The following is a 17,451-nucleotide window of genomic DNA, read 5'->3' as shown; positions in this document are numbered from 1 at the left end:
CTGATCGCGAAGCGTATCGACGCCGTTGGACACAGTCTGCGCTATCAGTGGGACGCGCTCGGCCGCCTGTCCGCGCTGGAAAACGAAAACGGCAGCGTCTACCGTTTCCAGTACGACCCGGTCGGCCCCCTGCTGCAGGAACAGGGCTTCGACGGCAAGGTCACCGAATACCGCTACGACGAAGCCAGCGGCGTGCTGGCGGAAACCGTCGAAGCCGGCGTGATCACCCGGCTCGACTTCGACCCCATGGGCCGGCTCGTCCAACGCCGGGCCGCGCCGCCCGGCCAGCCGGAGCAAACCGAAACCTTCGCCTACAACGCCAACGGCCAGTTGGCCGAAGCGAAGAACGACCACGCCCGGCTGCAATGGGTCTACGACGCTGCCGGCAACCTGGTCCGCGAGCACCAGCACTACCAGGGCCCGTTCCACCCCGACAAACGCACCGCGGTCTGGCACCACCGCTACGACGAACTCAACCAGCGCACCGGCACCACCCGCCCCGACGGCCACCGCATCGACTGGCTGACCTACGGCGCCGGCCACGTGCACGGCCTGCTGCTCGACGGGCAGGACCTCGTCTCCTTCGAGCGCGACGCGCTGTACCAGGAAATCGGCCGCACCCAGGCCAACGGCCTGCTGCAAACGATGAAGTACGACCCGCTTGGGCGCCTGATCGAACAGCAGCTCGGCGCCATCGCGCAGGCCAGCCGGAAAGACCGGCCTCCCTACCCCGACCCGTACCGTCCCGGCGTACAGGCCGGCATGCAAGCCGAGATCCTGCGGCGCTACCGCTACGACGCATCCGGCCAGTTGACCAGCCTCGAAGACAGCCGGCGCGGCCTTGTCGAATACCGCTACGACCCGGTCGGACGGCTGCTGGCGGCAAACAGCGCATTGGGTCATGAAACCTTCGCCTTCGACCCGGCCGGCAACATCCAGGCAGCCGATACCGCGCAGCAGGAGCCGATCACCCGTCGCGCCCCGCTGCCGAAACTGCTGGACAATCTGCTCAAAGAATATGCCGGTGTCCGCTACCGCTACGACGAACGCGGCAACCTCGTGGAACGTACACAGAACGGTCTTCGGGCCGAGTATGCATGGGATGCGTTCAACCGGATGACCCGCGCCATGACCGATCATGGCGTCACCACCTTTGCCTACGATCCGCTGGGGCGGCGCATTGCCAAGCACAGCCAGGCGGTGGAGGGCACCGTCTTCCGGGAGACGGCCCGAACCATGTACGGTTGGGACGGCGACACGCTGGCGTTGGAAAGCAGCGTGCGCAAGGGCCATGCGGCCAGCGAACGGACGGTGCACTATGTATACGAGCGCGACAGTTTCGTGCCGCTGGTGCAGGCCACCCGAAGCCAGGCGCTTCGGCTGGCGCCCACCACCGATGTGAAAGCGCTGATGGCGGGCAACGACGGCAAGTACGATATTGCGCTCGATCCGCTGTGGAGCGGTGAGTACGAGCAGGAAGCCGAGCCGTTCGGTAAGGATGAGATCGCCTTCTATCAATGCGATCATCTAGGCACGCCGCAGGAGTTGACCGACCATGAAGGCAAGGTCGCGTGGTCGGCGCAGTACAAGGCGTGGGGGCAGGCGAAGGAGGCGATCGGCGAGGCGGCGCGCAAGGCCGGGATACGGAATCCGATACGATTTCAGGGACAATACTTTGATGAAGAGACGGGGCTGCACTATAACAGGCATCGTTACTACGATCCCGACATGGCGCGCTACCTCACGCAGGATCCGATAGGTCTACTTGGCGGCATTAATACTTATGCATACACTCCGAACCCGGTTGGTTGGCTAGATCCGCTCGGGCTATCTGGCAATTCGGCACAGCGAAGAATGTCTCGTCGTGCTGCAGAAAAGAATGATCCATGTGCTGCAGAGAGAGAGGTTGCGAAAGCAGCGGGTTGGAAAAAACCCGATGGCAATTGGTGGTATCCGCCTAATGATGGGTTTCATGGAGCGTCAACGAAAGAGACATTGGTTGTTGGTACTAAGCTTGATCGTTATGGCGGAGAACGCGGTCGTTTTCTGGCGCCAATTGGTGCTTCGTATGAAGGACGTGCGCTACCACCAGGGACCGACAAACTAGTCCCCTATCATCAATATGAAGTCACCAAACCGATTGCTGTGGAATCTGGCCCAGCAACACCATGGTTTGATGAGGTTGGAAAGGGCACCCAATACAAGACGGAAAAATCAGTAGAGCAGTTAATTGCTTCAGGTTGCTTAAGGAGAAGTTCATGATTATTGATTTACCAGGATTCGACTTTGAAAAGACTCACCAAAATGCGGTGACAATCGAGCCATTGTTCGATAAAGTTCGACAGTTTCTTGATACAAAAGGGGTCAATAGGAATGAATACGCCCTTGGTAGCCAACTCGCGGCCGGATTTGGGGAACTAGTTATTCAGAAGGCAAACGATTATTGGTTGGTGTGTACTACCGAACGCGGAACGAATTTTGATGTAGCAATATTTTCAAATGAGTTTCATGCAGTCAACTACTTTATTTTTCGATTAACAGGTGAGAAAGAGACGATCGATTGGTCGACTATCTAAAAAACGAACTGCATTGGGCATGATCTTTGAAATCGTTCACGTCTCGCGGGGAGACATACGGTTGAAGCGCGGAGACAAGATTGTACGTGTTCTAGGCGAGGCGCTCATTGCCTCAGCGCCAACCGAACCAAGTTACGTCGTCTATTTGAACTCATTGAATAACTGGGAAGTGCCACCAAACGTTGCCTTGAATGAAGCCGAGAAACAGGAGGTCGTTAGCGCAATTCGAAAATATTTTCAGGATCGCGGCTCGGTTATCGAGTTCGAATAGTAGTACGCATCACGCATAGGAATTAGTGATGCATATCATTAAATTTGATTTAAAACACGGTTCTGCTTCTCTTGATTCAGCGCCCATAGCGGTTGACGAAAACGGCGTTCTCGCCGGATCTATTGCAAAACTATGTTCGCCACCGATTCAAACAGATGAGGGGCGAACACAATATCGCTTATCGAGAAAAGCCAGTGTTTGCGGAAAGTCGGCCGATGGCGTGATAGAAGTCGGAGGAGGAAGAGTGTGCGCCGTAACGTTTTTATTTGATTTGATTGGATTTTTCGAATCTAGCGTCCTTGAATCAAAAATACTAAAAGCATGCGAGAAGTCTTTAAATCAAAATTTAATCAGCAATCATCCAAGTACTGCTTTTTTAGATTCCTGCGAATGGGGACGGGCCATATTTTTTTACGATGTCAAGCAAGGTGATCTAAGTTTGGATATTACATTCCAGCGCAGTTCAAATCAACCCAGCTTAAAGGTTTAACGTGTAAAAATGTGCCCCCCCAGATGGCCAAGTCAAAAAGTTCATAGTTGATCTTAACAGATTAAGCAAACCATAAGCTGCCATGACTAAAACCGAAACCGTCGCATCGAAGCTTCGCTTTGCCCTTCAACAAATCGACTCGTTGCCGCCTGACTCGGGAGTCACTCCCGAGCACTTAGATTTTGCTCGAGAAACTCTAGCCGCCTATTTGGAACAAGTTGAAAACAATCGCGAACTCATTCCGCATTCTGATTTGAATTGTGTATCAAGACTAGTTATCGAATATTGGCCAATCTCTCTTCCTGCCGGCGAAGCGGTTGTAGCCGCAGAATAAGCAATGAGAAAGCTCGCAGGAAAATAGGTGTTGATTTACGACCGGACAATATCCGGGAAGGCTACGAGAAAGGCTCCGCAATTCGCTGCGGGCCTTGGCCTGAGCCGATCCTCAATCCACATCCGCCCGCAGGAACGCGCGATACCACGCCGCGCTGTCCTTCAGGCGGCGCTGCTGCGTGGCGTAGTCCACGTGCACGAGGCCGAAGCGGCGCGTATAACCCTCCGCCCATTCGAAGTTGTCCAGCAGGCTCCACGCGAAATAGCCGCGCACCGGCACGCCGTCGGCCACGGCCTGGCGCAGCGCCGCCAGGTGGCGCATCAGGTAGCGGCGCCGCGCCACGTCGCGCACCGCGCCGTCGTCGGCCACGACGTCGTCGTAGCACGCGCCGTTCTCCGTCACGTACAGCGATCCGCACGGGTAGTCGCGGGCGATGCGCGCGAGCAGTTCCGACAGGCCCTGCGGCGCCACCGGCCAGCCCATCGCGGTCGTCTCCCCTTGCGCCGGCAGGATGCGCGTGTCCAGCGGGCCGTGGCCCGGCGCGTCCGCCACGGTCTCCGGAAAGTAGTAATTCACGCCGAGGAAGTCCGTGGGCGCCGCGATGACGTCCAGGTCGCCGGGCAGCACGACGGGCACCGCGTCCCCCAGCTGCGCCAGCGTCGCCGCCGGGTAGCCGCGGCCGTACAACGGATCGAGGAACCAGCGGTAGCGCAGGCCGTCGTGCCGTTCCATGGCGGCGAGGTCGCGCGCCGATTCGCTCGCGGGACGCAGCGGGTGCAGGCTCAGGGAAATGCCGACGCGCGCGTCCGGCACGTTGGCACGGATGACCGGCACGGCCTGGCCGTGCGACAGCAGCACGTGGTGCGCCACCTGCAGCGCCGTGCGCAGGTCCTTGATGCCCGGCGCGTGCCAGCCTTCGTAATTGCCGAGGATGGCCGTGCACCACGGTTCGTTATGCGTGATCCAGTGCTTGACGCGGTCGCCCAGCCGGCGCGTCAGCGCGTCGGCCAGGTCGACGAACGCGCCGACCGTCGCGCGATCCGCCCAGCCGCCCCGGTCCTGCAGCCATTGCGGCAGGTCCCAGTGGTACAGCGTGGCCCACGGCTGCAGGCCCCGTTCCAGCATGCCGTCGACGAGGCGGGAATAGAAATCGAGACCCTTCTCGTTCGGCGCGCGGCTGGTGCCGTCGAAGATGCGCGGCCATGCGATCGAGAAGCGGTAGGCCGAAAGGCCCAGGTCGCGGCCGATGTCCAGGTCTTCCGGCCAGCGATGGTAATGGTCGCAGGCCACGCGCCCGGACGAGCCGTCGCGGATCGTGCCCGGCGTGGCGGCGAAGCGGTCCCAGATCGATTCGACGCGGCCGTCGGCGTCGGCCGCGCCCTCGATCTGGTACGACGAGGTGGCGCAGCCCCACAGGAAATCGGGGCCGAACTCGTGGCGTCCGGGGGCATGCGGTTCGGGGCCGGGGGCCGGGCTGGCCGCCGGCATATCGCGTGTAGTCATTGTGGTGTTCTCGTTGTCGTGAATTTGGAAAGCTTTCCAGCCCCGTCGCAAAAAAAGGCGCGCAAGCGGCTGCGCGCCGGCAGTCGTGGTGCCGGTGTCAAACGGCCTTGCGCCTCCCGGCGGGCGCCTTCGCCAGCGACGCGCGCAGGGTGACGCTGACCGGGAACTCGCGCGTGACGGGCCGGCGCAGGTCGTAGCACAGGTTGAGCAAGGCGTTGACGCCGTTCTGCGTCATCTCGCGCCACGGCATATGCACGGACGACAGGCGCGGGGCGGAGAATTCGGCGCTGGGCGTGTCGTCGTAGCCGATGACGGAAAGGTCGTGCGGGACGCGGATGCCCGCCTCCTGGAAATAGGACAGCGCGCCGACCGCCATCTCGTCGTTGGCGCAGAACAGCGCCGTGCACGCGTAGCCGGAATCGAGCAACTGCTTGGCGGCGCCCCACCCGCCGGCCGGCGAAAAATCGCTCTCCAGCCGCCACACTTTCGCGGGGTCGATGCCGTTCTCGCGCAGCTCGCTCATGAAACCGTTGATGCGGGCGCGGTTGTCCTCCAGCTGGCGCGGTCCTTCGACGACGGCGATCTTGCGGTGCTTGTGGTCAAGCAGCGCGCGCGCCGCGAGGCGCCCGCCCAAGGTGTGGTCGACGGTGAAGCCCTGGTCCGGCATCGATGCGAAGCAGTGGTTCAGCGCGACGAGCTGGCCGGCCTTGGCGCCCAGCGCCGCCACGTCTTCTTCCTGCAGGGCGCTCGTCATCACGACGAGGCCGTCGCAACCCCGCTCGACGAGGAAGTCGACGCCCTCGATGGCCTGGCGCCGCTCGTCGCCCAGGCCGACGCCGAACGCCAGCACCATGTGCACGCCGGCCGCGCGCAATTCCGTGTCGATGATCTGCAGGATCGGCGTGTAGAACGTTCCGCTCAGCACGGGGATGTACACGCCGACCATGCGGCTCGTCCCGGACAGCAGCGCGCGCGCCGCGTGCGACGGCCGGAATCCCAGCTCGTCGATCGCCTTCTTCACGCGCGCCAGCGTCGCCGGGGACACGGAGCCCTTCCCGCTCACCACGCGCGACGCGGTGCCCAGGCCGACGCCGGCCAGCTTCGCTACGTCCTTGATAGTCGCCACAAACTCTTCCTCGATCCTGTCGTTTCATGGGGCCGCCGGGGCGGCGCGGCGTAAGGATACTGTATTTGCGCGTTCACAGTCGAATTCCCGAGACCGGATCGAACAGCGACACGCGCGCCGCATCGATCGCGAAGGCCACCTCGTCCCCGGGTTTGATGCGGCGCGCGTCGTGCACGAGGCTCGCCAGCAACGCCTTCCCGCAGCGCAGCCACACGACCTGGTGGTTGCCCATCGTCTCGACCAGGGTCACCGCGCCGCGCAGGTCGCCGTCCTCGCGGATGCTGATGTGCTCCGCCCGCACGCCGAGGACGGCCAGCCGCCCCGCCGGCCGCGCCTCGCATGCCGGCACCAAGCGGATGCCGTCCGCGGCGAAGCGCCCGGCGTCGTCCAGCTGGCCGTCCACGAACGCCATCGCCGGCGCGCCGAGGAAGCCCGCGACGAAGCGGTTCGCCGGGCGCTCGTACACCTCCAGCGGGGTGCCGACCTGCTGGATCGCGCCGCCTTGCATGACGACGATGCGGCTCGCGAGCGTCATCGCCTCGACCTGGTCGTGCGTCACGTAGATCATCGTCGAACCGAGCGCCTGGTGCAGCAGCTTCAGTTCGCGCCGCAGCTCCGCGCGCAGCTTGGCGTCCAGGTTCGACAGCGGTTCGTCGAACAGGAACACCTGGGCCTCGCGCACGAGCGCGCGCCCGATCGCCACGCGCTGGCGCTGCCCGCCCGACAGCTGCGCGGGCTTGCGGCGCAGCAGCGCGTCCAGCTGCAGCATGGCGGCGGCGCGGTCCACGCGGCGGCGGATCTCCGCCTTCGGCGTGCCGGCGATGCGCAGGCCGAACGACATATTGTCTTCCACCGTCATCGTCGGATACAGCGCGTACGACTGGAACACCATGCCGATCCCGCGTTCGCTCGGATCGAAGTCCGTCATGTCGCGGCCGCCGATCTCGATGGCGCCGGAATCGCAATCGACGAGGCCCGCGATGCTGTGCAGGAGCGTGGACTTGCCGCAGCCGGAAGGGCCGAGCAGGACGAGGAATTCGCCCGGCTCGACGGCGAGGTCGAGGTCGCGGATGATGGGCTTGCCGCCCAGGACGACGTTCAGTTTGCGCAGCGAGACGTTGGTCATTCCTATCCTTTCACGGCGCCGGCGGCGATGCCGCGCACGAACCAGCGGCCCGAGAAGAAGTACAGCGCGAGCGGCACCAGGGCCGTCAGGATCGTGGCCGCCATGTTCACGTTGTACTGCCGGGTGCCGGTCGTCGTGTTGATCACGTTGTTCAGCTGGACCATCATCGGCATGTGGTCGCGTCCCGCGAACACGAGGCCGAGGATGTAGTCGTTCCACACGCCCGTCACCTGCATGATCGCGGCGACGACGACGACGGGCAGCGACATCGGCAGCATCACCTGCGCGAAGATGCGCCAGAAGCCGCCGCCGTCGATGCGCGCGGCCTGGAACAATTCGTGCGGCACGCCGCAATAGTAATTCCGGAACAGCAGCGTCATCACCGGCATGCCGAAGACCAGGTGCACGAGCACGATCGCGGGGAGCGAACCGAAGATGCCGGCCAGCGCCAGCACGCGCACCAGCGGATAGATCATCACCTGCACCGGGACGAACGCGCCGGCCATCAGGATGCCGAACAGGAGGTTCGCGCCGCGCGGGCGCCAGAACGACAGGGCATAGCCGTTCACGGCGCCCAGCAGGATGGGCAGGACGGTCGACGGCACGGTGATCGCGACGGAATTCCAGAAGCCGGTGCGCACGCCGTCGCAGGCGGCGCCCGTGCACACGCCGCCCCACGCGAGGCGCCACGGTTCGAGCGTCGCCGCGTGCGGCAGCGCGAAGATGCCGCCCTGGCGGATCTCGTCCATCGTCTTCAGCGACGTCACGATCATCACGTACAGCGGCAGCAGGAAGAACAGCGCGGCCGCGAGCAGGAACGCGTACAGGCCGATGCGCGCGGGCGTCAAACGCCGGCGCGTGCGGCGGGCGCCGGCCCGGCGTGCGGCGGCGGGCGTGGCGGCCGGCAGCGGCGGCACGATGGTCCGTGGATTCATGCGGCCTCCTTGCGGCTGCGGGCATAGGCATACGGTGCCAGCAGCGCCAGCACCGGGACGAGCATCACGATCGCGCCGGCGGACGCGAGGCCCACGTTCGAGCGCAGGAACAGGTGGTCCATGATGAACTTGGCCGGCACTTCGCTGGCGATGCCGGGGCCGCCCTGCGTCATCGCGACGACGGCATCGTACAGCTTCGCGACGGCCGTCGCAAGCAGCAGCAGGACGGTGGCGACGGTGGGCCACAGCATCGGCAGGACGATCTGGGCGTACACGCGCCACACGGGGATGCCGTCCAGCCGCGCGGCCTTCCATATCTCGGGATCGATGCCGCGCAGGCCCGCCAGCATCAGCGCCATCACGAGCCCGGACGCCTGCCACACGGTGGCGATGACGACGGTGTAGATCGCATGGTCCTGCGACACGATCCAGTCGATGCGGACGTGTTCGACGCCGAGCGCGCGCAGCGCGCCATCGAGGCCGTCGCCGGGCGTGAGCAGCCATTGCCACACGAGGCCTGTCGCGACGAACGACAGCGCGTACGGGTACAGGAAGATCGTGCGGAACACGCCCTCGCCCGTCACGTTCCGGTCGATGAACACGGCCAGCAGGAAGCCGATGACGAGGCTCGCCAGCACGAACAGCGCGCCGTACGCGGCCAGATTGTGCAGCGACAGCATCCAGCGCTCGTTGTCGAACAGGCGGTGGTATTGCGCGAGGCCGATGTAGGGCCCGGTCGGGAACGTGCGCGATCCGGTCAGCGAGATATAGAACGTCCACACGCCGGCGCCGAGGTAGCCGAAGGCGGCCACGATCGCCATCGGCAGCAGCGCGGCGTACGGGGTGGCGCGGGCGAGGGTGCGGGTGCGGGTCGGTGTCGCCATGTCAGTAGCGCAGCGCCGACGCGATGCTGTTCTGCGCCCGTGCGACGGGCATGTCCGTGTTCCAGAAGGCGGTGATCACGTCCTGCAGCGCGCCGTTCTGGTCCGGCCGCAGGTACACCTCGGCCACGCCGACGGGGCGGCGCGGGTCGCGCAGGATCGCCATCCCCTTGCGCGCACAGGCGTCGAACTGGCTGTCGTCCGCGTCCCGCCGCACGGGGATCGATCCTTTCAGCCGGTTGAACGCGAGCTGCACGGCGGGCTTTTCGACGACGTCGGCCAGCAGCTTTTGCGCGCGCAAGGTGGCGGCGTCCGTCGTTTTCGGGAACACGAACACGTCGCCCTGGATCAGGTACGGACTGTCCTTGCCCAGGCCCGGCAGGCAGCCGAACTGGCGGCCCGGCACCTGGCCGGCCGCGAGGAATTCGCCCTTGGCCCAGTCGCCCATGATCTGCATGCCCGCCTTGCCGCTGATGACGAGTGCCGTCGCGTCGTTCCAGTTGCGGCCCGGGGACGCCGGATCCACGTAGCCCTGCAGGCGCTTGAACGCGACCAGCACCCGGCGGAAGGCGTCGGAGCGGATCGCGGCCGGGTCGCGGTCGCGGATCACTTTCAGGTACAGGTCGCGCCCGCCCATATTCGACAGCACCATCGAAAACAGCAGGATCTCCTGCCACGCTTGACCGCCGTGCGCGAGCGGGATCAGGCCCGCCGCCTTCAACTTGTCGAGGTCCGCGAACAGCTCGTCCATGCTGGCCGGCTCGCGCTTGATGCCCGCCTTGGCGAACGCCGATGTCGAGTACCAGATCCACGTCTGCATGTGGATGTTCATCGGAATCGCGTACCAGTGGCCGCGCACCTTGATGACGTCGATGATGGGGGCCGGCAGCACCTGGTCCCAATGATCGCGCCGGGCGATGTCGTCGACGGGATTGAGCATGTCTTCCTCGATGATGTCGAGGAACTGCTTGGAGGTGTTGAACTGCGCCGCGGTGGGCGGATTGCCGCCGATGATGCGGTTGATGGTGACGGCGCGCGCCTGGTCGCCGCCCGCGATCGCGGTATCGACCCACGTGCCGCCGGCCGCGCGGTAGGCCTGTTCGACCTGCTTCACGGCGGCCGATTCGCCGCCGGACGTCCACCAGTGGATCACTTCGGCCCTGGGCCCGCCTTGCGCCGCCGCGCTCGCGCACAATGAGGCGCACAGCGCGGCCGCACCGAGCCGCCTGCGGGTTCCGTACATGCTGTCTCCGTTATGGCGTGCGGCCGTGGCCCGCGCCTGTTCTGTTCGGTCATGGCGCTCCCCTGGAAACGTTCCCATGGCCCTCGCCCGACTATAGCACCGGGAAAAAATCGGTGTCAAACACAAATATTCGATTGTCCTACGAAGGCGCGGCCCGGGCGAGCGGAATTGCAGCAAAACAACAGCGGCGGTCAGCCGTCGTGCCGCACCAATGCCTCCGTCAGCATGTCGAACAGCATGCGCGCCGCCGGCGCCATGCTGTGATCGCGCTTGCTGATCAGGCCCAGGGTGCGGTGGATCGCCGGATTCACGAGCGGCACGCCGACGATCGTGCCCGGCCGCCCCGGCGGCACGGACAGGCCGGGCACGGCCGCCACGCCCATGCCCGCCTCCACGAGCGCCAGGACGCCGGACACGTGGTTGACCTCGCACAGGATGACGGGATGCTTCTCGACGCCGGCCAGCGCGGCGTCGATGACGGTGCGGTTGCCGCTCGACTTGGCGACCGAGATATAGCGTTCGCCGACGGTTTCCTTCCAGGTCAGCGACGTCCGCCCGGCCAGCGGATGGTCGTGCCGCATCGCCAGCACGTAGTCCTCGATGTAGACCGGTTCGAACACGATCTCCGGATTTTCCGCGCCGGTGAAGTTGATGCCGAAATCCGCTTCGCCGGCCAGCACGAGGTTCAGCACGTCCTGCGCGCTCTCGTCATGCACGCGCACGCGGATGCGCGGAAAGCGCTCGCTGAAACGCGTCAGCACGGCGGGCAGGAAATGCCAGACGGCGGACGGCACGCACGCCAGCGTCACCGTGCCCGTGCGCAGCGCGGCGAGATCCGCGACGCCCAGCACGGCGTCTTCCAGGCCGTCCAGTGCCGTGCGCACGTTCACGAGGAAAGCCTGCCCCACGTTCGTCAACTGCACGCGGCGGGTGGTGCGCTCGAACAGCTTGACGCCCAGCCCCTCCTCCAGCTTGTCGATGCGGCGGCTCAGCGCCGATTGGGACAGGAACAGGTCGGCCGCCGCCTGGCGGAAGCTGGCCCGTTCGGCGACGGCGACGAAGGCCCGTAGATCGTGCAGATCGTAATTGATGCGCATGGTGCATTAATACGCTGGAAATTTGCAATTATCAAATTATGCCATTTGATGGATCATGGCTCCACTCAACCACGGCCTCGCCAAGAAGGCATCCACCAAGGAGACATCGTGCGCCACACCTGCGCCCTCACCCTGCTGTTCGCCGCCAGCGGCACCTGCCTCGCCCAGGACGGCGTCAACCTGTACGGCATCGTCGACGTCGGCGTGCGCGCCGCCGGCGGCCTGGCCGCCAACAACAAGCCGATGCCGTCCGGCTCGACCACGTCCGTGAACAGCGGCATCGACAACACCAGCCGCTGGGGCATCAAGGGCCAGGAGTCGCTCGGCGGCGGCCTGAAGGCCCTGTTCCGGCTCGAAGGCGGCATCAATGCCGACACCGGCGCGGCGGCGAAGAGCGACCGGCTGTTCGACCGCCTGGCCTGGGCCGGCCTCGACACCCCGTACGGCCAGGTGGCCGCCGGACGCCAGACCAACCTCCTGTCCGACGCCCTCGTTCCCGTCGAGCCGCTCGGCAAACGCTTTGCCTCCTTCAACCCGAACGTCAACGTGGCGGGCCTCTCCAACACCGCGTTCGGCACCCATGCGTTCGGGCGCCAGTACGGCCCAAGCGGCTACTCGGACAACTTCTACCGCCTCGACAACACGATCAAGTACACGGCGGACGCGGGCCCGTGGCAGGCGCGCGCCGCGTATTCGGCGGGCGAAGTGGCGGGCGACGCGTCGGCGTCGAGCGCCCGCGGCGTCGCGCTCGCGTACCGGCGCGCGGACTGGGTGGTCTCCGGCGCGACGATGCGGTTCCGCAGCCGCGAGGGCTTGCCGCTCGACGCCTGGACGCTGGGCACGGCCGTGCGCCTGGGCCCCTGGCAGGTGAAGGCCAACGCCGCCCGCAACGACGCCGACACCGGCCCGGGCAAGACCGTGCGCCAGCGGGTGCTGTCCGCGGGCGTGAGCCGTCCGCTGGCATATGGCCTGCTCCTCACCACGGCCTGGTACGACGTCCGGCGCGAGGCGACGGGTTACCGCGACGACGGCTTCGACCGCGCGTTCCTGTTCCTCGAAAAGACGCTCGCGCGCCGCACCACCGCCTATGCGGAAGCCGACTACACCGTGTGGCGCGGCGACGCCGCCGGCCTCACCGCCGCGCGGGCCAACGACCGCCACGGCGCCGGCCTCACGCTGGGCCTCAAGCACACATTCTGACTACATAGCCACAAGGAGACCGACATGCGACCACTTCAACCCCAACGCAAGCTGCTCGCGGCGCTCGCCGCCGTCGCGCTGGCCGCCAGCGGCGCGGCGCACGCCGCCGACGTCCACGTCGTCAGCTCGGGCGGCTTCGCCCAGGCCTACAAGAACCTGGCCGGCCAGTTCGAACGGACCAGCGGCGACCGCCTCGTGTCCGCATGGGGCCCGTCGATGGGCGCCACGAAGAACGCGATCCCGGCCCGCCTCGCGCGCGGCGAGCCGATCGACGTCGTCATCATGGTCGGCGGCGCGCTGGACAAGCTGATGGCCGAGGGCCGCCTGGAACCGGGCAGCAAGGTCGTCCTCGCGAACGCCCCGATCGCGTGCGCCGTTCGCCACGGCGCGGCCAAGCCGGACATCGGCACCGTCGACGGCCTGCGCCAGGCGTTCCTGCATGCGCGCCACGTCGCGTATTCCGACAGCGCGAGCGGCGAATACATCAAACACCAGTTGCTGGACAAGCTGGGCATCGAGCGGCAGATGGAAGGCAAGGCGGCGCAGATCCCCGCGACGCCGGTGGGCGAGATCGTCGCGCACGGCGACGCCGATTTCGGCTGCCAGCAACAGAGCGAACTGAAACCGGTGCAAGGCATCGACATCGTCGGCCTGCTGCCGCAGGAAGTGCAGCTCACGACGCAGTTCGCCGGCGCCGTCGTGCGCGGCGCGCCGCACCCGGACGCCGCGCGCGCCCTGCTGCGCTTCCTGTCCGCACCCGCGAACGCGCCCGCCATCGAGGCGACCGGTCTGCAGCCGGTGACGGCCGCCCGCTGAAACCAGGAATCGTCATGACAAGCCAATCCGCCGCCAAGGCACCCCAGGCAGCATCCGCCGCGCCGGCAACGGCGCGCGCGCCGTCGAAGCTCGGCGCGGTCATCCGCGTCACGAGCGGGAACTTCATCGAAATGTATGATTTCTTCCTGTTCGGCTTCTACGCCCACCAGATCGCGGGCGCGTTCTTTCCGAAGTCCAGCGAATACGCTGCGCTGATGATGACGTTCGCCACGTTCGGCGCGGGCTTCTTCATGCGTCCGCTGGGCGCCATCCTGCTGGGCAGCTACGTCGACCGCATCGGCCGCCGCAAGGGCCTCGTGCTGACGCTGGCGATCATGGCCTCGGGCACGGCGCTGATCGCGTTCGTCCCGGGCTATGCCACCATCGGCCTCCTCGCGCCGCTGCTCGTGCTGCTCGGCCGCCTGCTGCAGGGCTTTTCCGCCGGCGTGGAACTGGGCGGCGTGTCCGTCTACCTGTCCGAGATGGCGACGCCGGGCAACAAGGGGTTCTACGTCAGCTGGCAGTCGGCCAGCCAGCAGGTCGCCGTGATCTTCGCCGCGGGACTGGGCTATGGCCTCAACCAGGTCCTGCCGAAGGACGCGATCGCGGACTGGGGCTGGCGCATCCCGTTCTTCATCGGCTGCTCGATCATTCCCGTGGTGTTCGTCATCCGCCGCTCGCTGCAGGAGACCCAGGCCTACCTGGCGCAGAAGAGCCACCCGACGTTCCGCCAGATGCTGCGCACGATAGGGCGCAACTGGCCGCTCGTCACGGCGGGCATGATGCTGGTGGTGATGACGACGGTGGCGTTCTACCTGATCACCGTGTACACCCCCACGTTCGGCAAGAGCGTCCTCAAGCTGTCCACCAAGGACAGTCTGCTCGTGACCTTGTGTGTCGGCGTGTCGAACTTCATCTGGCTGCCCGTCATGGGCGCGGTGTCGGACCGCATCGGGCGCTGGCCCGTGATGGCCGTCTGCTCGGCGCTGGCGGCGGTGACGGCGTATCCGGCGCTGTCCTGGCTGATCGCGCATCCGAGCTTCGGCAACATGGTGATGATCGAGCTGTGGCTGTCCTTCCTGTACGGCAGCTACAACGGCGCCACCCTCGTCGCGCTCACGGAAATCATTCCCGTGCAGGTGCGCACGACCGGGTTCTCGCTGGCGTACAGCCTCGCGACGGCGCTGTTCGGCGGCATGACGCCGCTCGTGTCCACGTGGCTGATCGAAACCACCGGCGACAAGGCGGCGCCCGGCTACTGGATGGCGTGCGCCGGCGCGGTCAGCCTCGTGGCCACGTTCCTGGTGTTCCGCGGCGTCGTCAAGGCGCGCGACGCGACGCCGGCCTGACCCCGGGCCGGCTTGCCGGGGCGCCCCGCTTTCCGTATCATGCGGGGCCCGACCCCGCAACGATGTCCGAAAGAGCGCAGGTGACCCGCACGCACGACCCCTTCCCCGATCCGGCGGCGCCCGACGCCCGCGCCCGCAAGGCGGCCGCCGTGCGCGGCGTGACGTCGATCGCGGCCATGCGCGCGGCGATCCGCGCGGCGGCGCGCGCGCTCCCGCCGCTGGCCGCCGTCCCCCGCTTCAAGTCGCCGACCCGCGCCGCGTTCCAGGCCCAGGCGGAACGGGGACAGCCGTTCATGATCGCGGGCGTGGTCGGCCGCTGGCCTCTTTGCACGCTCACGCCCGAGGTCCTGCGCGAGCGCTTCGGCGCCCTGCCCGTGCGGGCCCGCGTCGGCGACTACATCGGCACGGCGTTCGCGCCCGACCGCGCGATGCGCGACCTGTCGATGGCGGCGTATCTGGATCTCGTCGCGCACGCGGCGGATGGATTGCCGCCGTACGTCGGCAACCTGGAGCTCAATGCGTTGAACGGGATGTGCCACTGGCCCGGCTATTTCGGCAAGATGGGCCCGCCGCGGTTCTGGCTCGGCCCCGCCGGCACGGTGACGCCGCTGCATTGCGACTACGACGACAACATCTTCGCGCAGGTGTGGGGCAGGAAAAAAATCGTGCTCGCACCGCCCCACCACGACGAATTCCTGTACGTGCGCGAGGCGAACCCCGTGCTGGTCGGCTCGCCGTTCGACCCGGAACATCCGGACTTCGACACCTATCCGCTCGCGCGCCGGGCCACGCTCGTCGAATGCATCGTCGAACCCGGCGACATGCTGTACGTGCCGGCCGGCTGGTATCACCAGGTGCGCGCGCTGACGTTTTCCTTATCGGTCAACCGCTGGGCCAGGGCGCTGCCGCTGGCGTTGAAGGGCGACCCGGCGCTGCAGCGCCAGGTGCCCTGACCGAGTTCCGGAAGCGGGGTATTACGCCTTCTTGCGGCGAATCGCGCCGAGCAGGCCCAGGCCGCCGCAGATCAGCGCCAGGCTGGCGGGCTCCGGGACGTCGCCGGTCGGCGTCGTCGGCGTGTAGGTATAGGTGACCTTCGCGACACCCGACGCCGCCGTATTGAATTGCGTGATCAGGTTACCCGAGCCCGTGCCGCTGGAATTGCCGATGGCGTCGATGCCCAGGGCGATCGTGCCGCCGCCCAGGGACGAGAACAGAGCGAAGTCGCTCGCGTTATTGCTGACGAAGAAATTCGAGCCCGTCGCCGACACGGTGCCGGTGCTGCCGCCCGAGGTGCCGGCGAAGTTGGCCGAGTTGTCGAACGCGGTGAAATCGAAGGTCTGGGTGAAGACCGGATTCGTCACCACCAGCGTGGTGTGGTCCGGACGGGTCAGCCCCAGCAGGGAACCCAGCGACAGGGTGACCGTCGACGCGGACGTGTCCAGGCTTTCCGCGCTGCCGACGCCCTGCACGACGCCTTCCAGGTCGAAACGGATCGACGTCAGCGTGCCCAGGCTGGTGTCGAACTTGGAAAACGACAGCGCGTCCGACCAATTGGTCGTGGTCAGCGCCTTGCTGTCGGTGTAGGTGATCACGGCCGCGTGCGCGGATGCGAACGGTGCCAGGGCGGCGGCGAGCGCCATGCATGCAAATGTCTTCTTCATTATCCCTTTTATGCTTTCATATCAAGTTGCTAACAGGTACTGCAGCTTTCTATTATAACTTGGATAATGAACAAAATTTCCATATGCATATACCATTTAGCACGATGGCGCCCTGACCCGAGGTTGCGACGCTGCCGGATCACCCCTTCCTGCGGCGCCGCGCCGCGCCGACCAGCCCCAGTCCGCCGCAGATCAGCGCCAGGCTGCCCGGCTCCGCCACGGTCGCCAGGGGCGAAAAGGTATAGGTCACCTGCGCGCTGCCCGCCGCCCCGGTACGGAATTGCGTGATCAGGTTGCCCGAACCCGAACCGTACGAATTGCCGCTGGCGGAGAGGCCCAGGTCGATGGTGCCGCCGCCCGGCGCGGAGAACAGCGCCAGGTCGCCGGCGTCGCTGCTGACGAATAAGTTCGCGCCGGATGCCGACACGCTCCCCGTCGTCGCGCCGGACGTCCCGCCGAAATCGATGACGCCGTCATACGCCATCAAATCGAAATTCTGGCTGAAGACCGGATTGGCCAGCACGAGCGTGCTGTGGTCCGGCCGGGTCAGGCCGAGCAGCGATCCCAGGCTCAGTGTCACCGAGGTGGGCGACGCGTCCAGGCTCTCGGCGTTGCCGATGCCCTGTACGACGCCGGTGAGGTCGAACCGGATCGACGTGAGCGTCCCCAGGCTCGTATCGAACTTCGAGAAACTGAGGACGTCGGTCCAGTTGGTCGTGGCCATCGCTTCGGCGGCGCTGTAACTCAGCGTCGCCCCTTGCGCCGCGGGCAATGCGCCCGCAGCGGCGCCCATTGCCAGCACGGCAAGTGTTCGTTTCGTCATGTCACGCTCCTTCGTAATGA

18 protein-coding genes are annotated in these 17,451 nt (G+C 65.9%); 9 read left to right on the top strand and 9 right to left on the bottom strand.

Translation table 11 applies throughout. The annotated features are described in order from the left end of the window. The 5 genes from ISF28_RS29605 to ISF28_RS29585 all read left to right on the top strand — a co-directional run. The coding region (locus ISF28_RS29605) for a glycohydrolase toxin TNT-related protein (protein WP_198120765.1) at window positions 1-2,262 on the top strand (2,262 nt) is incomplete at its 5' end. Continuing rightward, window positions 2,259-2,576 (top strand): hypothetical protein, encoded by a 318-nt coding sequence (locus ISF28_RS29600; protein WP_198120764.1) that lies wholly within the window; start codon window positions 2,259-2,261, stop codon window positions 2,574-2,576. The genes ISF28_RS29605 and ISF28_RS29600, both read left to right, overlap by 4 nt. 19 nt (window positions 2,577-2,595) lie before the next feature. After that, the gene (locus ISF28_RS31345) at window positions 2,596-2,847 is read left to right on the top strand and encodes an Imm74 family immunity protein (protein ID WP_198120763.1); all 252 of its coding nucleotides are present in this window, start codon (window positions 2,596-2,598) and stop codon (window positions 2,845-2,847) included. A gap of 28 nt (window positions 2,848-2,875) precedes the next feature. Further along, entirely contained in the window at window positions 2,876-3,337 is a 462-nt protein-coding gene (locus ISF28_RS29590) for a hypothetical protein (RefSeq protein WP_198120762.1), read from the top strand. Between the two features lie 82 nt (window positions 3,338-3,419). Further along, entirely contained in the window at window positions 3,420-3,671 is a 252-nt protein-coding gene (locus ISF28_RS29585) for a hypothetical protein (protein WP_198120761.1), read from the top strand. 111 nt (window positions 3,672-3,782) lie between these two features. Here ISF28_RS29585 and ISF28_RS29580 read toward each other — a convergent pair whose 3' ends face one another. From ISF28_RS29580 to ISF28_RS29550, 7 genes are all read right to left on the bottom strand, one after another. Next, entirely contained in the window at window positions 3,783-5,174 is a 1,392-nt protein-coding gene (locus ISF28_RS29580) for a GH1 family beta-glucosidase (protein WP_229519456.1), read from the bottom strand. A gap of 97 nt (window positions 5,175-5,271) precedes the next feature. Then, window positions 5,272-6,300, bottom strand: coding sequence for a LacI family DNA-binding transcriptional regulator (locus ISF28_RS29575; protein ID WP_198120760.1), 1,029 nt, complete (start codon window positions 6,298-6,300; stop codon window positions 5,272-5,274). 73 nt (window positions 6,301-6,373) lie between these two features. Next, complete coding sequence (locus ISF28_RS29570) at window positions 6,374-7,426, bottom strand: ABC transporter ATP-binding protein (protein WP_198120759.1); 1,053 nt, start codon at window positions 7,424-7,426, stop codon at window positions 6,374-6,376. Window positions 7,427-7,428: 2 nt separating this feature from the next. Then, the gene (locus tag ISF28_RS29565; RefSeq protein WP_198120758.1) at window positions 7,429-8,361 is read right to left on the bottom strand and encodes a carbohydrate ABC transporter permease; all 933 of its coding nucleotides are present in this window, start codon (window positions 8,359-8,361) and stop codon (window positions 7,429-7,431) included. Beyond that, window positions 8,358-9,245, bottom strand: coding sequence for a carbohydrate ABC transporter permease (locus ISF28_RS29560; protein ID WP_198120757.1), 888 nt, complete (start codon window positions 9,243-9,245; stop codon window positions 8,358-8,360). The genes ISF28_RS29565 and ISF28_RS29560 overlap by 4 nt, the downstream gene beginning before the upstream one ends. A 1-nt stretch (window position 9,246) precedes the next feature. Continuing rightward, window positions 9,247-10,485 (bottom strand): ABC transporter substrate-binding protein, encoded by a 1,239-nt coding sequence (locus ISF28_RS29555; protein WP_198120756.1) that lies wholly within the window; start codon window positions 10,483-10,485, stop codon window positions 9,247-9,249. 191 nt (window positions 10,486-10,676) lie between these two features. Next, window positions 10,677-11,582 (bottom strand): LysR family transcriptional regulator, encoded by a 906-nt coding sequence (locus ISF28_RS29550; protein WP_198120755.1) that lies wholly within the window; start codon window positions 11,580-11,582, stop codon window positions 10,677-10,679. Between the two features lie 108 nt (window positions 11,583-11,690). Here ISF28_RS29550 and ISF28_RS29545 point away from each other — a divergent pair, with 108 nt between their 5' ends. From ISF28_RS29545 to ISF28_RS29530, 4 genes are all read left to right on the top strand, one after another. Continuing rightward, the gene (locus ISF28_RS29545; protein WP_198120754.1) at window positions 11,691-12,782 is read left to right on the top strand and encodes a porin; all 1,092 of its coding nucleotides are present in this window, start codon (window positions 11,691-11,693) and stop codon (window positions 12,780-12,782) included. Between the two features lie 24 nt (window positions 12,783-12,806). Next, window positions 12,807-13,598, top strand: a complete 792-nt coding sequence (locus ISF28_RS29540) for a substrate-binding domain-containing protein (protein ID WP_198120753.1) — start codon at window positions 12,807-12,809, stop codon at window positions 13,596-13,598. Window positions 13,599-13,612: 14 nt separating this feature from the next. Continuing rightward, on the top strand, window positions 13,613-14,947 hold the full coding sequence (locus tag ISF28_RS29535) for an MFS transporter (protein WP_198120752.1): 1,335 nt from the start codon (window positions 13,613-13,615) through the stop codon (window positions 14,945-14,947). Between the two features lie 62 nt (window positions 14,948-15,009). Continuing rightward, the gene (locus ISF28_RS29530) at window positions 15,010-15,900 is read left to right on the top strand and encodes a cupin-like domain-containing protein (RefSeq protein ID WP_198120751.1); all 891 of its coding nucleotides are present in this window, start codon (window positions 15,010-15,012) and stop codon (window positions 15,898-15,900) included. Window positions 15,901-15,921: 21 nt separating this feature from the next. On the opposite strand, the gene ISF28_RS29525 is transcribed toward ISF28_RS29530, so the two are convergent. Both ISF28_RS29525 and ISF28_RS29520 read right to left on the bottom strand, forming a co-directional pair. Further along, the gene (locus ISF28_RS29525) at window positions 15,922-16,608 is read right to left on the bottom strand and encodes a choice-of-anchor E domain-containing protein (protein ID WP_198120767.1); all 687 of its coding nucleotides are present in this window, start codon (window positions 16,606-16,608) and stop codon (window positions 15,922-15,924) included. Between the two features lie 139 nt (window positions 16,609-16,747). Then, entirely contained in the window at window positions 16,748-17,431 is a 684-nt protein-coding gene (locus tag ISF28_RS29520; RefSeq protein WP_198120750.1) for a choice-of-anchor E domain-containing protein, read from the bottom strand. Between the last annotated feature and the right edge of the window lie 20 nt (window positions 17,432-17,451).

The organism is Massilia rhizosphaerae, from assembly GCF_016093545.1.
GTDB classification, from domain to species: Bacteria; Pseudomonadota; Gammaproteobacteria; order Burkholderiales; family Burkholderiaceae_D; genus Telluria; species Telluria rhizosphaerae.
This window is presented reverse-complemented; position numbering and strand designations above follow the sequence as displayed.